This is a genomic window from Halomonas sp. 3A7M (assembly GCF_014897875.1).
Lineage (GTDB): Bacteria > Pseudomonadota > Gammaproteobacteria > Pseudomonadales > Halomonadaceae > Vreelandella.
This window is the reverse complement of sequence record NZ_JABUZD010000171.1, coordinates 1-15,803: the sequence shown is the minus strand read 5'-3', so window position 1 is coordinate 15,803 and position 15,803 is coordinate 1. Positions and strand designations below refer to the sequence as shown.

Sequence of the window (15,803 nt, the reverse complement as noted above, 5' to 3'; positions counted from 1 at the left end):
ATTCTTGGCCTCAGTTCACTTGATGAGCTTTTAACGACTGACTGCCTCTCAAAGGCTAAAGCAATCTGGTTTGCCCGGAAGCGATAAACTTATACCCCATAGCCTTATAGCCTTTCTCACGCTTTCGGAACATTCGCTCAAGCATAGGCAGGCCAGTATCCAAGTAATCATAGACAGTGACTTCTAGTTTGCCTTCGGTGTCTCGATGGAGTCTGCCTGCATACTGTGACAGCGTTCCTTTCCATGCGATGGGCAGAGCTAAAAACAGGGTGTCCAGTCGAGGCAAGTCAAAGCCTTCTCCAATGTATTTCCCAGTTGCAACGATGACTTGAACCCTATGCAACTCTTTTTCTGCCAACTGGCGCTCTTTGACGCGCATCCCACCACGTAAGATAACTGACGATATGGATTCAGCATCCAGCAGTGTCGCCAAGGTCTCGGCATGTTCTCGTCGTTCCGTCAGCACAAGGCAATTTGCTTGGTTGTGCGCACAGCTTGCAACATCCTGAACAATGGCCTCATTTCGGGCGCTGCTCTGGGCAAGCCAATGGTAAACCGATGCGATATGGGGCCGCACACTAGGCTGGCAGATGTGGGTGGGTGGCGTTTCGTGATGCTCTCGAACAATGACGTGTTGGATAAATCGGTTACTGTGGTGCGCCTGGGCTTTGTGACGAATGGGCCCTGCAACCATCAACATGATTTTTTGGTGGCCATCCTGACGATCAGGCGTTGCTGTCAAACCAATGACGTATCGAGCGCTGACCTCATTAAGCAACATCTCGTAACGTGGCGCTGAGATATGATGGCATTCATCGATGATGACTTGCCCGTACTCCTTGACCTGCTTCGAGACTGTATTGTCTTTCTTATTGATCAAGCTTTGGTAAGTGGCAACGTCGACCTGCCCAGTAGGTTTCTTTTTACCGCCGCCAATTACACCGATGAGCGCACCCTCAAGGAAGGTGTCGAGTCGCTCCTTCCATTGATCAAGTAGCTGACGACTGTGCGTGAGGATCAGTGTGTTGACTTGCCGCCTGGTTATCACGCCAATAGCCGTTACGGTTTTACCGAAAGCGGTCGGTGCATGAAGTATTCCGGTATCGTGTTGGATAAGTGCCTGCACCGCCTTGTCCTGGTCGCTACGCAGCGTTGCTTTTAGGCTGACTCCAGGTAAAAACTGGCCTGATATTCTACGGTCATCAATGTCCACCGTGATTCCCTGTTTCAGCAGCAGATCTTGAAGCTCATCCAAGCAGCCTCTGGGAATAGAAAGATAACCTTGCTCAATATGGGCGCATGATATGTAGCGAGGGATGCCATGCGTCGAGAAACGAAGCGACTGTGTTTTGAAAAATACAGGATTAGCAAAGCTGGCCATTCGCTTTATTCGTGTCGCCAATGTTCCTGGAATGCCTGATAACTTTATATAAATGTGACTGGTCAGGATGAGCGTGATGCTTTCAGGACATCCAGAAAGCTTCCCTGTATCAACCGGTAACGTTGACTCCCACGGCAACACAGTATCTACAGTCACACCGGAATTAGCCTCATTGCCGATCAGCTCTTCAAGTTGAGCTGATGCAAGTGTCTGTTGCTGACTGAGCAGTGCCCATTGATCCGGGTATGGCGCAAAGTTGTCGTCGACGAAGACGGTGCATCCGCGACTTCGCGCCTCGTGTTGAAGCGGCAGGGCAATCAGATTGCCAAACCCACCATCAGGCATGGTGTCTTGGTTGGGAAATAGCCGGTCATAGGAGTCGAAGGATAAGCCTGGATGAAGCTCCATGGCCTTATCCAACAATTTGAATCCCAACCTCCTCGCTGACGAAGCTTGAACAGCTTCTGAAAAGAAAACCCATAGATGGGCACCCGCACCGGACCGAGAAACCTCCATAAGATAGGGTACGCCTTCACCACGACAGGCCTGGGCTAGTGCACGAACATTCGCTTTCCAGTCCCCCTTATCAAAATCCGCCGCCAGCAAGTAACAAGAGCTATCCGGCAGTAAAGGGTAAAGGCCGGTCACATGTTTGCCAGACAGGTGGTCATAAACTGCATCAAAATCGAGGGGCTTGAAATTTTTGTGTCGACATTCTCCGCACTTGATCCTTGGTTTCTGACAGATGACCGGCATCCACTCGTTCGCACAAGCGACAGCATAGCCGGAACGACCGCCGGAACTCTGCCAGCGAACCGCATAAACATCCTGCCTGCCTCGAAAGAGTTTTCGGTATACTTCAACTTTCTGGCCAGGGGTGAGTAGCGGTAAATCATGTCGGTTTGCAGAGCGATACAGCTCTTGCTTTCGAGAAAGGAGAGCAGCCTTTTCTTGTTCAAGCTCTGATAGTCTCAGCTCAATAGTGACGAGTTCTTGATCTGTACGGATACCTACCTCGTGCCCAGTAAAGCTATAGGGGTCTACGGTTTAACAGGTTAGAGACGCTTATTTGTAGTCTAGCTTATCGTCAGCACTCGGCTGACAGACCACACTCGTCACCATAAAAATTTACGGCGATCTATTTTGATATAATAGTAATGCATTGGACTGACAACACTGAGGCATGGTGTGACAAAGTTGGTAATATCGAAGATCAAACCCCCTTCCGGAGCGCTCGCTGAGATCGAGCGAGTCAACATTAACATTGCCAATCAATTGCCCGTGTCGTCATGGCTGGATGCTGAATTAGCCGATACCTTACTTGCCTACCATCCCGTTTCTGTGCAAAAGGTATCGAGGCATTACGAAGTGGTCAGTGGATTTCGCGCGTTTCATGCCGTTAGTGCCTTGCTGGATCCAGAGGCTTCCATCTCGGTAGGCATCACAGATGCTCACGAATCTGATCTGGTCAGAGGAGCGTTGTTTGAGCTTATTAGCCATAGCCTGATGCACTGTCCTGAGGCTGTGGATGCGAAAGAGCGCGTCTATCGACAGTTAAAAGAGCTCTCCATTACGCTGCGTAAGACGCACGGCATCAAGGTGCCTAAGAGTCTGTCCACACGCAATCTAAAGGCATTAATGGGACTAGAAGAGCGCCGCATCACGCATTCAAGGAAGCGAAAATCAGAACTCCAGCGGATCATGGAGTCCCAGTGACATGGTGATGCAAGCAGATTTGGAGAAATTGGCAACTTTGAGTAGCGTGGAGCTTTCCAGAATAGAAAAGCTGCTTGCGCTGCTGAAAGCGCCGGATGATCTAACCCACCTTCTCCTAGTTATGGAAAACTTGAACCGTGCTTTACAAGCAGTTCAAAGAAGCCAAAAAATTCGGGAGGATCTTGATGATGCGACCGAGAAAAAGGAGGAGAAAGGCCTCTTTCATTACCTTCCTGTCATTACCCAGATTATCGCCGTGCTGAAGGGATTTGATCGCGAAAGCTGCCCAGAGACGTGGTTAGATCAGTCGGGGAAGCAGCGCGGCATTATCAATGACCACCCTGAATGGGCGATGCTGATTCTTACCCCCGATGCTGAGTGCTATGGCAATGATGCGTATTGGCAGCATACCGGTGTAGTTATGGCGTGCTCAGCCGTTCAGCGAAAGCGGCACCAAGCGCATATTGGTTCCGAAATCACCGCTGCTTGTCGTGATATCCGGACGATTGGCAATGGCAAGAAGTCTCTCGGGCTGTTGGTAGAGATTGAGATGGACGCCACGCTCAAAAGCTACCGTCAACAATATTTGCTAAAGAGCGACGAGATCCTCGAGCCGCTGTCGGGTATCGAGCTGCTCGTTCGAAAAGTACTCGACCATAAGGGAAAGACGAGAGACGGTGGAGGTGGGGGTGGCCACCCGGCCCGAACGATCGAGCGGCGCGTTGATGTGTCGGATTCGGATGACGAGGAAAATGAGGGGCCAGAAAAGTCGATGCAACTGTTGGAATCGGCCGGTGACGAGCAGGCGCAGGGCCGTCAGCGTGCCGCCGGTTTGCACCCCAAAGAATCCCAGACACTGCGTGCTGTTTCCTTCACGGAAAGTAAAGCATCACCGACATTAGGGTTTGATCTAAGGGACTTGATCCGGCGCCAGAGCAGCCGTATCCAACATATCAGCCAGTCCAACCAGAGGCTTCCTTTTCGCTACGCCAGCTTAAGTCGGGTCGAGCTATCGCTGGCAGCGAAAGCAGCTTTCGAGCTATTTACGGGCCGAGGCCGCTTTGAAAAGCGTGATGACGAAGATGTCTATGCCGGTCTACTGCTGCTGTTGATGATCTGGCTTGGACGTCCCGTCGAGCAGATTCTGGGGATGCGGGTCTATAACCATCGACATGAGCTACCGAAACACCGCAAGGACGTACTCGCTTTTTTGATTGAAGAGCACGCCTTTGTGCTCCCCATTCCGTCGCCGGAGTGGCTCCAGGACGACGCAAAGAAACTGCTCTTTACAGCCGGTGGGAGCACGCCTGCATTGGTGGATGAGGTGGTAGTGGTCGCCAGTCCCGTGCGGATGGGGAAGTTTATCTCGCGTCTCAGCTTGGTGCGGAAAAGTCGGACAAAATATCGCGAATTGTTTCCCGAATGGCGTCATGGCGGCATTGAGGAGGCAATGCGGGTGGCGGTTTCAAAGATCAACCGCACCCACCGTATGCGGCTGACACCCCGTCGGATCAGTCAAGCGCTATTCGATGAGATCGTCGGCCACTCCAGCGATTGGGTTGATGCTTACCTGTTGACCGGGCACCGTTTCACCGTCGCTGATGTGGCCGCACATTATTACAGCGTGCCGGCTGGCTATCTTGAGACACTCTATCATGCTGCTGCTGTTTCGCTGCGTAACAGCATCTATCAGTACCTTAGCGTGGAAGAGAAGCATTACTACGCCTTCAAACAAGTCGTTCAAAACAAGGGTGACCATGGCAGTAAGCTGAACCTCAAACCGATATTGCTGACACGCCTGGTCAAACACTTGAAAGGCGAACTGCGGGCAGCTAGGCGTCTTCAGCCTGGGGAGGAGAGTTGGCGACAAACGCATAATCACTACGTGGCTTATATCGCTTTCTGGATACTGTTCGCGACGGGCTACCGTGCTGTCAATGACTTGGTTTTTCGCTGGCGGGAAATCGACTTTGCGTCCGGTTTTCTGGCCATTTCCGACAAGGACGACGAAGCGATGAGTCAGGCACGGGTGGTTTGGCTGTTGCCGGAGTTGCGTGATCAAATACGCCAGTATGCGAGCCACTTGGAAGTGCTACAGGCCCGGTTTTATCAACGTGCGTCTCTTTACGAGCACCTCGAAGCAGTGTTGAGTGAGCCTCAGCCAGACGTGCCGCTGATGTTTTTTATCAGTGACAGCTGGCAGATGGTTCAGCTTTCTCCAGAGAATCTGCGGCGCCACGTACCGCTCTTTACGCTGCCAGTCAACGCAAGTCGGCACTATCTTCGCAGTGCTTTGCGTGCTGAAGGGGTTCGTGGCGAACTGGTTAATGCCTTTATGGGGCACGCTCAACAAGGGCAGGAGCCGTTTGGCGCTTTCTCTACCTTGACCCCCGTGGAAATGTTTCGGGAGCTAGCGCCTGTCCTCAGTAAAATGCGCCGGGAAGCGGGATGGACAGTGCAGCAGGGGCTAGCGGATGACTGATCATGTCGAGGAAGTTTGGAGCGGCTGGAAGCTAATACAAGTTCCGGAAGGGGCAGGTGGTGCCGAGGCACGCCATCGGCAGCATCTGCTAAATAGGCGTCGTCACCAAATGGCAGTGCTGGAACTGCTACAGGAAACGCACCCTGGCCTTGTCCGCGGTGAATCGGATGTCAGCGTGCCGACGGATATCGCCCAGCAGTGGGAAGAAGCCCTACAAACCGGTGACAACCGTTCAGTCGTCGAAATTCGCAACAAGGTTAACTTCTTATCACTGGGGCTGTCGCGTGGGCAGCGTGAGTTGGGGTGGGACGTGCGCGTTCCAGCGCCGCTGCACCTGGTCAGGCCAGCGGCGAGTCCTTTTACGCCCTTGTCCTTCAAAAATTTAAGCGATTACCGTGACTGGTGCCAGGATGCCGATCATGAGATTCAGCAGCCAGACTTTCAGGCGCTTCTTTGGCACGGCAATGGAAAAAAGGGACACCGTCGGCTTGAGCCTGAAATGATCAGTTGGGGGCTGTTTCTTTATTGTGTGATTGCCAATGACGGCCTGCTGGGCAGCAAGCACCTGAACTCACTACCATTGGCCACCACTACATTGGCAGTGCACGGGGCTTCTGCCTGGTTGGTGCTGCATGAGACAGTACCGGAAGGCATGCCAAAATCGAAACGGGTGTTGCCACGTAGCCGTTGGCTGTTGGGAGTGTCGGCCTTAGCGGTGTTGATGCGCCACATTCAGCATTTTGGCCACCCTGGCGAGAAGTGTGGCGGTTATCAGCAGGCGAGGACTTATACCCAGACGGCTTGGCTGCATTTCTGTGGCGCTTTAAAGACTGAGCCGGTGTCACTTCCGACGTTTAGCGAGCATGCCTCGACCGCCTTTCGCTTACATGTACCGGCTTATATCGTGAACAGCGCACACGGCAAACACCCAAGCACGTCAATTGCTGAAGAGCGTTGGCATCAGCTGCTCACCGGTGGGTACGTAAAGCATGCCAAGCCAAAAGCCGAGCAGGAGGATGTGCTTCCAGGAGAAGGATCCGGGCTAACGCCAATGGTGACCGAGCGTTGTGAGCGGGACCAACCGTTATATGAAGGGCGTGCGCTGCTGAAATCGTTACACGATACGCTCTATAAGCGTCGTAACCAGAAACGCCTCAGGTTTCGAGACCTTTCTCGCGAGCTGGAAAGTGCCATTGTTGCTTCTCAGCGTATGGCTCCCACCGTTGAATGCCTGTGTCGCTGGCTGCTGTTCTTGCATCAGAAGCAGAAGCGAAAGCAGTCGACGCTGTACAAGTATCTCGGTGTAAGCATGCCGCTTCTGCAGGCTTTGGGGGAGACGCCGGTTGATCAGGACCGGATGGATGCGCTCATTGAGGCCTATCAGTTCGTGGTCGAACAGGCCAAGACCGAGAAAAACCGCCACTACCGTTGGACGGTGTTGCGCTCATTCCATTCTTTTCTTGTGATTGATCAAGGCCTGGCCAACGTCTCTATGGTGTTTGCTGACGGTGGGGCAACTATCGCGCATCACGCCGATGCCAATTGTCTGTCAGAGGATGAGTATCGTCTGATAGCTAGCTTTCTGGCCTCCCGCTCGTCAAACATCATGGGGCAAATTCGCTATTGGGTATTTGTGCTTGGATTTCGCGCTGGTCTCAGGATAGGAGAAGCACTTTCCATTCAGTTAGATGATGTCTTGCTTCATCAAGAGGTGCAGAATACCGACGTTACCCTTCTGGTTCGTAACAATGAGTATGTGGGGGTTAAGAGCCATGATTCACGGCGGCAGCTTCCGCTTCATTATCTGCTGACGGACAGCGAGCTGGAAGCATTCAAGGCCTTCATCGCCAATCGACAAGAGGTGTCCCTTCACGGTCGAGTCATGCTGTTCGGTGAGGGAAGTGGTTCGGTGGCTCCACTACGCGATGATGAGGTGCAGGCAGAGATCCACGAAGCCATGCGACGTATCACCGGGGATTACAGTCTGCGCTTTCATCACCTGCGTCATTCACTGGCTAACTATCTGTTGCTCTCTTTTCATGGGGTGGAGATACCCTGGTCAGGGCCTTCCCATCATGCTTTTCTTTGGGACAAGGTCGCTGAGGGGCCCACGCGATCAGGGCTGTACTTTATCGCGCAACTGATGGGGCATGCGTCCCCCGATGTGACATTACGAAGCTACTTGCACTTTACCTGCCTGCTCCTTGACCATTACTGCCACAAGCAGTCCTCCTCGATGGAGAGCTGTATTCCGAGCCACGCAATTGCTCAGTTGGAACCCTTGGCCAACGTGCTCCAAATCAAGCCGGCGACCCTGCGTAAATGGAAAGAGCGTTTCGGGGGAAAACCGCCACGTTGGCTTAAAAAGGCCTTTCCCAAATGTTCTGTGATAGACGTAGCTCAGCAGGCGCTAGCCCCCTATCCTGAATTGCCAGCCAAGATACTGCTTGAGCGCCAAGGTCTGAGTCAGCTATCGCTGGAGCAGGTCGCCGCTGCGCTGGATGCTTTGTATCAACGCGATTTTGACGACGTTGAGCATATCTTTAATTTGTGTAAAGGCGAGGCAGAGCGGCTAACGTCTTGCGCGCGGCGGGTTCTAACAGCGCGCACGCGGCAGGGGATGAGCGCGTTTCGTCACTACCGGATGACGAAAGGTAAGCAGTCAGCACCGAATGATTTTGCCCACCCACGCCTGGCAATGCCGCGCTCGCTGGCGGAACGCCCAGTGGCGAATGCGATGTACCAAGCCATCTGGTCGTGGTGGTTTAGCCATCATCCGGATGAATTGCGTAGGCATCTTCGTTTGTTCTACCGCTACCACCGTGCCACCGACGGTCATGTATGGATTCGCGATGCCGATGATGGCTTGGCCTTTGTGAGTTGGGTGCTGGGTCTGGATGCTCGCATCAGAGCAGTCGTTGAGCTGACACCCAGTGCGCGATCGTCCCTGTCTGAGAAGCAGCAGCTGAGTGAATGGAAGAAGCGGCTTCCCTCACATCAACATAAGGTGGAATGGCAAGCTAAGCGTCCAGGCAACCGTTTTTCAAAACCGCTGGGCACGGGCAACGTTACTTTCTATGTAGTCAATGAGAATAAGCGCTCTCGAAGTGGCTACCCCGTGCGCTATATGCTGGTGATGGCGTGTATCGTAATGGCTACGGTCGCCCAACATGGGAGCTCTAAAGTGAGGTAGGAATAGGCGACACTTCTCCTGCTGGAGTCGCCGTTTGTCCGCTATGCCAAGACCTTGCCAGGACTTTTTGTATCGGTTTTAGTGCATAAGCATCTGTTACTTCTCGATAGACGGGCCTGAACGTTAATCTTTGAGCTTAAGCAGTGCTGCCAGCGGCATCGGTTTAGCAAATAAAAAACCTTGCAATAAATCACAGTGGCGCTGTACAAGATCCTGCTGTTGTTCATAGGTTTCGATGCCTTCTGCCACCACGACTAAGCCTAAATAATGCGCCATGGTGATCACGCCTTGGACAATGGCGGCATTTTTATGGTCGTTGGTTATATCGTGAATAAAGGCGCGGTCAAGTTTGACTTTATGAATAGGCAAATCGCGCAAGTAGCTGAGGCTAGAAAATCCTGTACCAAAGTCATCAAGTGCGACTTTGATGCCCATTAGCTTGAGCTGATTAATCAAGTCGGTTGCTTTATCCGCCCCATCGAGTAGTACGCTCTCGGTGACTTCTAGCTCCAGGGCGTTAGCAGGCAGACCAGCCGCCCACACAGCACGTTGAACATCCCCCAAAAAGCCAGCACGCCTGAACTGTAGTGATGAAATATTAACGGCCACTGGTATAGCTTTGCCTGCGGCATGTAGTTTCGCAGCGTCTTGGCAAGCTTGCTGTAATACCCAGCGCCCTAAAGGGATGATCTGGCCAGTTTGTTCGGCTAGTGGAATGAAAATACCGGGTGAAATTATACCTTTTTGTGGATGATGCCATCGTATAAGGGCTTCCACCCCACGAATGCTCCCACTAGTGGCGTCCACAATAGGCTGATAATAGAGCTCAAACTGCTGCTGCTTCAGTGCTGCCTGGAGATCGTGGCGTAGCATAACCGAGGCTTCAGTCACTTGCTGCTCATCGCCTTGGTACCATTGCCATGTATTGCGGCCTTGCTGCTTTGCTTCACCCATGGCTAGGTCAGCGCGTTGCATAAGTTCATGGGCATGCGCGACTGCGGTGGTATTACATGCAATGCCAATACTGCCGCTGATGTGAATTGACGTGTCGTCGATTTTAAACGGTAAAGAGAGAGTGCCGAGTATCTGCTCTGCTAGATCAATAGCCGCTTGCTCAGTTGGCATTTGGGAGAGCAGTAGAGCAAATTCATCACCGGTGAGGCGCGCGAGAGTGTCACCCGGTGTGATAAGTCGTTGCAGTCGATTGGCTACCTCAATCAACAATTGATTGCCCGTCGGATGCCCAAGCCCATCGTTAATCGCTTTAAAGCCATCCAGATCCAGGTGCAACACTATGAGTTTATGGCCGGTTTTTTGTGCATTGCTAAATGTATATTTTAAACGCTTTTCAAATTCAGAGTAGTTCGGCAGATGTGTAAGCAGGTCGTGGGTGGCTTGATAGGCCAGCTGTGCCTTTTGTTCATGTTGCACCGTTGTATCTTTTACAATGCCGAAGACTCCCTGGGTCACTCCTTCTACAATCATAGGCATGGTGGTTAGGTCAAGAACTTTTATATGCCCATCGCGATGCTTGAGCTGAAAGGTTACTTGTTTTGTCTGGCCTGCTAGCGTAGCGGTAAAGAGCTTCTGTAGTGGTGCTATATCTTGTGGCTCCAATAGTTTAGAAAAATGGTTGCCTAGAATCTCGCTATTGTTGCGACCAGTAATCGTGCTGCAGGCTTTATTTGCATTGGTGATGCACCCCTGGTGATTAAGGGAAAACACTCCATCAGGATGATAGAGGTAAAGTGAGCGAAAGCGCTGCTCAAGGTCGTACTGCGCTTTAATTTGCTGTCTAGCTATGAGTAGCTGGCCAGAATGTTGTCGCACTAATTTAATCAGCCCAAGGCTAAGTGCTAACAAGTAACTAAGCGTTAACCCCGCAATAGCAAAGCTGGCGGGCATGATACTTGCGTTTAATAGTGTCGAGCGAGAGCCCAAGTGGGCATCTAACGTGAGGTGTGCGCCGCCGGGCAAGCCAATATGGCGCCGTTCTAGGTGCGGCAAAGGGCGTGAGGCGGTAGATTGGGGGATCGTATCGTTATGCCGTAACACTAAAAATGGCGTGTCACCACCTACTGAGAGATGGAATTGCGTAAGTAGCACGCTAAGTTCGCGTGTTAACAAATCGATAAGATCTACTTCAGCGGCCACATAATGGCGCTGATTGTTTCCGGTTGGCGCGACAAGCAGCAGAGTGTTTGGATGCTCTTTGGGTTGGAGTGTCCACGCTTCTGGCCACGCCAGTAATAGCATGTCCTGAAATTGATCTAGCGGCTCATTTTGCCAAATAGGGGAGGTGTGCAATTCTGTTGATGTTCGCAGATCGATAAGCTCGCCATGGCTATCAAACAAAGCCACGCTTTTTAAATAGGGTGCATGCTGAAAGTAGGCGTGAACGTCGGGGAGCCAGCCATCGTCGGGTTGCGAAAGCAAAGGGAGGTCGTGCCGCCAAGCGAGACGCTGAATCCACTCCAGTCGCGTTCTCATGGCGTGGCGTGCGTTCAGCGTCGCATTATCCATTAGGGATGTCACTTGGTTTTGTAGAGTATTTTGGGCGCTCCAGCTTAGTGTGTACCACGCAAGACAGCTGGCCATTACCCCTGCTACGACAGCCGTGATGGTAAGACTCCCAAGTGGAAGCAGACGGCGGTTACCGCGCCAAGCTGCCCCAATAAATGCACTACCACCTAATAGTGAATACAATGTGGCGAGTATTGGCCCAGATACAAAGCCTTCTGACCAGCTAAAGCGGCTTGATGGTAACAACAGAAGGAGAAGGGAGAAGCCGCCCATGCCAACGGCTAGTAACCCACAGCCCGCCCACGCTACCCTGTGCCATGGCTTTTTCATGCCCAGTAGGGTACATGCGGCCACCAGCAGCAGTAGAAGTGCAGCCGCTGAGAGGATTCTTGGCCCGCCTGACACCCATGAGACTGATACCCACGGCCCGCCGACCCAGACGTTATGGACTAGCGTATAGAGCGTGATGGCTGCTAACGGAACGGCCGCGACAGCGATTAGCCCACGGTAATGGATTAACCACCCCAGAAGGCAGCAGCCTGCTAATAGGCCGGTTAGCGCTGCATCGGTCACCATTAAACCGCTTAGTGGGTAATCAATGCCTGCCCAACGCCCTATAAGGCCTGTGCTTCCCAGGAGTATAAATGTGGCAGCGACCATAAGCAGGCCAACATCTATCGCAATATCACGTATTCGATAGGGCGCTGTAGCAGTATCATTCGCGCTTGATTTAGCCCTTTTCGCTTGCATGGCTGCTCCCCATTTAGCCTTTGGCAACGTTATTACGTCCTAGGTGCTTCGCCATATATAGTGCGCGGTCGGCACGGGCCATTAAGCTTTCACTAGTATCCTCTAACAGATAGCTTGTCACGCCGATGCTGGCGGTAATCGGCTTAGGCAGCCAGGGGTGTACCTCTATCGCGTGTCGTAATCCCTCTAAGGCTTTGCCTGCTTCTTCAAGTGACGTTTCAGACATGAGAAAGGCAAACTCTTCGCCACCAATTCGTGCAACAAGGTCACTTCCCTGTATGAGAGAAGTGAGTAGTCGAGCTAGCTGTTGCAATACCTGGTCTCCCACTGCATGGCCATAGTTGTCGTTGATAGGCTTGAAAAGGTCTATATCCAGTATCGCTACGCTAAACACTTTTGGAGCCTGGTTGACAAACGCACTTGCTAGCCGTTCTTGAAGGACGAGATCAAAATGGCGACGGTTAGGCAAACCGGTAAGGGGATCGCTGCGAGCTTCCTGAGCCAGTCGTAAAGTGAGACGGTGGAGTTCTTGGTTGTGAGATTCTAGCTTGATACGCATTGACTCCAAAGCGGCAATAGTCTGCCTATTTTCCTCTAATGTGCCCCGATCTGATTGGCGAGACTCTAACCGTTCGCGTTCTAGTTTATCCATACGCGCAATCGGCAGCATGGCCAGAAGCGTTAAGGGCGGGTCAGGCGCGGTTAAACGGCGCGCGCTGGACAGGACTGGAAATGGCTCGCCACTTTCCGTGCGCAGGTTAAGGTGAATTTCATCGACTGCCCCCACATCGCTTAGCCTGAAAGAAAGCACCCCTTGGTAGAGTAGACGCGCCTCAGTGGTAAACAACGTGCTGACTGGCTGGTGGACAAGCTGATTTTCCGCGTAGCCAAGCCAATGGCATAGCGTTTGGTTAACCTGCAGTATACAGCCTTGTCCGTCTACGATGATTAGGCCTGAGGGTGCAAGCTGCCACCAGTGCGCAATGTTCACGGCCTTTGGCGTCATCTATAGTTGCTTCCCTGTTAATGCAAGCCGTGACCGTAGCGCATTAGCCAAGGTATCAGGAGCAGTCATCTGAGGGTAATGACCGCCTGCATCCAGCATGACTAGCTGACTTTTAAGAAGATTCGCTTGTAGATACTGGGCGGCTTCAACCGGCACAATAGCATCGCGAGCAGTCTGAAAGATGACACTGGGTACTGTAACGTGAGGCAGGTGATGCCGGGTATCGCCTAGAAAAATACTTCTGGCCAATGGGCGTAATATGTTGGGTGATATCCTAAGAAAGAGCTGCTTTAAGCTGTGTTGATGTTCGTAAGTAATGGCATCACCTAGCGCCACTCGGGACATCGTACTCACCCATTCGAGGTAGTTTTGCTCCATTAGTCGCATTAAGCCATCAAGCTGCTTCTGGGAGTAGCCGCCGTGATAGTCGGGTGGGTCATCCAGGTAGCGCGCTGAGCTACAGACCAACCCCAGGCGGCTAAATGCCTGAGGACGCAAAATAGATGCTAGCATCCCTATAGTTCCCCCAATTGAGTGGCCCAGCATCATGGCGTTTTCTAGCTGCAGTTCATCGCACAGTGAGGCAATATCCTCTGCATGACCAGTAGGCGTAGTGTGCCGCTGGCAGTCGTAGAATTCCGGTGCCGCGCCGCCGAAGCCTGCTAGGTCGACAAGAATCAGTCTATAGTCGTTCTCAAGTGAGGGAATAAGGCGATGCCAAACTGTTTGGTCACAGCCAAACCCATGGATAAGTAGTAAGGGCGTGGTGCCAAGGCCGTGTTCATTAACATTGAGAAAGTCGATAAGTGACGTCATTCAAGTGCCCGTATTTTTATTATAGTTAATACTATTACGTTAGCATGTGTCGCAGTGCTAGGCATATCAACGCCGTTGAATAACGACAAGGACAGCCCAGTGAAAACTATTTTTATAGAGTTTCAATTCAGTAGCGATTGCCCATGAACGATGAACAGGAAAGTGCAAGATCACGAAGCATCTCGTCTAGCGGCCTTGGTGGAATACCACATTCTGGATACCCCTCAAGACCCCTTATTCGATGAGATTGTGGAATTGGCCGCTATCATCTGCCAGGCTCCGATTGCCGTGATCAATTTCATCGACCGTAATCGGCAGTGGTTCAAAGCGGCTAAAGGGCTTTCAGTGCGTGAAACACCCCTGGATATTTCAATTTGTGCTCACGTTATCTTACAGCCGGGCCTTTTTGTGGTGCCCGATACAACGCAAGACGAGCGCTTTGTAAGCAACCCACTAGTTGCCGGTGATCCCTGTTTACGCTTTTATGCAGGGGCGATACTGAAAAGCCACGATGGTTATCCATTAGGGACGCTTTGTGTGCTTGACTATCATCCTCGAGATATCGACCAGCAACAGCGCTTTGCTCTTCAAGCGTTGGCTAACCAAGTGATGGCGCATATGGAATTAATGCGCTCGCACCGTGAGCAAAAACGTCTAATCGCCGAGTTGGAGAACGCGCGGCGCAAAATGTCGAAATTAGCCGCAACAGATGTGCTTACCGGGTTGCTCAATCGCAGGGCGCTAGAGCGGCGTCTGAATAATACTCTGGCGTCTATAAAGCGTGGGGCCGCTCCAGCGGCGATAGTAATGATCGATATCGATTATTTTAAGCAGATTAATGATACCTACGGCCACCCAGTGGGAGATCGCGTCATCAAGCGCTTTGCAGAGCGCTGCCGTTCAATTGTGCGGCAAGCGGATGTGCTAGCCCGCTGGGGTGGTGAAGAGTTTATGTTACTCATGCCCCATACAACCCTTGATGAAGCGTACCAAGCCGCTAACCGGTTGCGAGAAAAGCTGGCCGGCCATCCGTTGATAGCCAATATCGCCGAGCCGCTCTACGTTACGGCTAGTATGGGGATTTGCAGCCTGGATGAAGCTAGCGACCTTCAAGAGCGGCTAAACGTTGTTGACCAACTGCTTTATCAAGCCAAGGATCAAGGCCGAGACTGCATCGTGTTAGAACAACCATTGTCAGAGACATTAGACACAGCGCTTAAAACTGGTGTGGCTCACTAGCAATTTGCTTTCCTATTTTTCACAGAACCCGTTGTAAAGAATCTTTTTTGCCAAAGGTGGCATTAAATTTCCAGCCTAAATTCCCGCTTTCATCAATCTATAAGTCGTTGCATAGGTGAGATCAAATGCTGGAGTAGACAAAAGGCCACTGCGATAGCAATGGCCTAAAGGTCAGACTTTATCCCTGGAACCGGCGCACAAATCAGTACGCTTACGGTGCTTAATTTATCCTGGTTATCCAGAACCTACTCGCACATACAAACAGTTGATGAATCCGCAAATGCGGTCAGCCGTAGATATTATCTAGGCCAGCCTAGCAGCTTATTGTCTTATCACCTAACCAGCCGTCATTGTTCGTTTTCCTGCTGGGCTTGACCGAGGGCGGCGAGTGCTGAGAGCACTTCGCTGACGCCTTTGACCGGTTTGCGTTTGAACTGTCTGGCCAAACTTTCCGCGCTGTGGGGGCTGGCGGCGAGCATATCGCGCAGCAGGGTGACCTGGGTGGCAAGGTCTTTGGGCCAGCTGGCCTTGGTTTTGTCGGCTACGGGGGCGACTTCTTCCGGGGGCTAGGTAGCCTGAACACAGTGATTAAAAACGCGCCATACAGTTTATATCATAGTCACCTACTTCTAGGTTTTTTGCCAGAATAGCCTTCCTAACCTGGATTTCTCATAGTACCTCAGCCAGTACCGCACTC

Annotated in this window: 8 protein-coding genes; 4 read left to right on the top strand and 4 right to left on the bottom strand. The window is 51.9% G+C overall.

Going from position 1 to position 15,803, the window contains the following annotated elements:
- Positions 1–55 precede the first annotated feature (55 nt).
- Entirely contained in the window at positions 56–2,356 is a 2,301-nt protein-coding gene (locus INT19_RS17675) for a TOTE conflict system archaeo-eukaryotic primase domain-containing protein (protein WP_442311560.1), read from the bottom strand.
- Positions 2,357–2,569: 213 nt separating this feature from the next.
- Between INT19_RS17675 and INT19_RS17670 the strand changes: the two genes are divergently transcribed.
- The 3 genes from INT19_RS17670 to INT19_RS17660 are packed head-to-tail and all read left to right on the top strand — an operon-like array spanning position 2,570 to position 8,772.
- Positions 2,570–3,097 carry a hypothetical protein gene (locus INT19_RS17670; protein ID WP_193061696.1) on the top strand — a complete coding sequence of 176 codons (528 nt, stop codon included), beginning with the start codon at positions 2,570–2,572 and terminating at the stop codon, positions 3,095–3,097.
- Position 3,098: 1 nt separating this feature from the next.
- The gene (locus INT19_RS17665; RefSeq protein WP_193061695.1) at positions 3,099–5,579 is read left to right on the top strand and encodes a hypothetical protein; all 2,481 of its coding nucleotides are present in this window, start codon (positions 3,099–3,101) and stop codon (positions 5,577–5,579) included.
- Positions 5,572–8,772, top strand: a complete 3,201-nt coding sequence (locus INT19_RS17660) for a tyrosine-type recombinase/integrase (protein ID WP_193061694.1) — start codon at positions 5,572–5,574, stop codon at positions 8,770–8,772. Before INT19_RS17665 ends, INT19_RS17660 begins: the two co-directional genes overlap by 8 nt.
- Before the next feature lie 123 nt (positions 8,773–8,895).
- Here INT19_RS17660 and INT19_RS17655 read toward each other — a convergent pair whose 3' ends face one another.
- The 3 genes from INT19_RS17655 to INT19_RS17645 are packed head-to-tail and all read right to left on the bottom strand — an operon-like array spanning position 8,896 to position 13,867.
- The gene (locus INT19_RS17655; protein ID WP_226912912.1) at positions 8,896–12,045 is read right to left on the bottom strand and encodes a putative bifunctional diguanylate cyclase/phosphodiesterase; all 3,150 of its coding nucleotides are present in this window, start codon (positions 12,043–12,045) and stop codon (positions 8,896–8,898) included.
- A gap of 13 nt (positions 12,046–12,058) precedes the next feature.
- Positions 12,059–13,051 (bottom strand): sensor domain-containing diguanylate cyclase, encoded by a 993-nt coding sequence (locus tag INT19_RS17650; protein WP_193061693.1) that lies wholly within the window; start codon positions 13,049–13,051, stop codon positions 12,059–12,061.
- Positions 13,052–13,867: an alpha/beta fold hydrolase gene (locus INT19_RS17645; RefSeq protein ID WP_193061692.1), complete on the bottom strand. Its 816-nt coding sequence runs from the start codon at positions 13,865–13,867 to the stop codon at positions 13,052–13,054.
- Between the two features lie 162 nt (positions 13,868–14,029).
- Here INT19_RS17645 and INT19_RS17640 point away from each other — a divergent pair, with 162 nt between their 5' ends.
- The gene (locus INT19_RS17640) at positions 14,030–15,106 is read left to right on the top strand and encodes a sensor domain-containing diguanylate cyclase (RefSeq protein WP_319022112.1); all 1,077 of its coding nucleotides are present in this window, start codon (positions 14,030–14,032) and stop codon (positions 15,104–15,106) included.
- Positions 15,107–15,803: the final 697 nt, after the last annotated feature.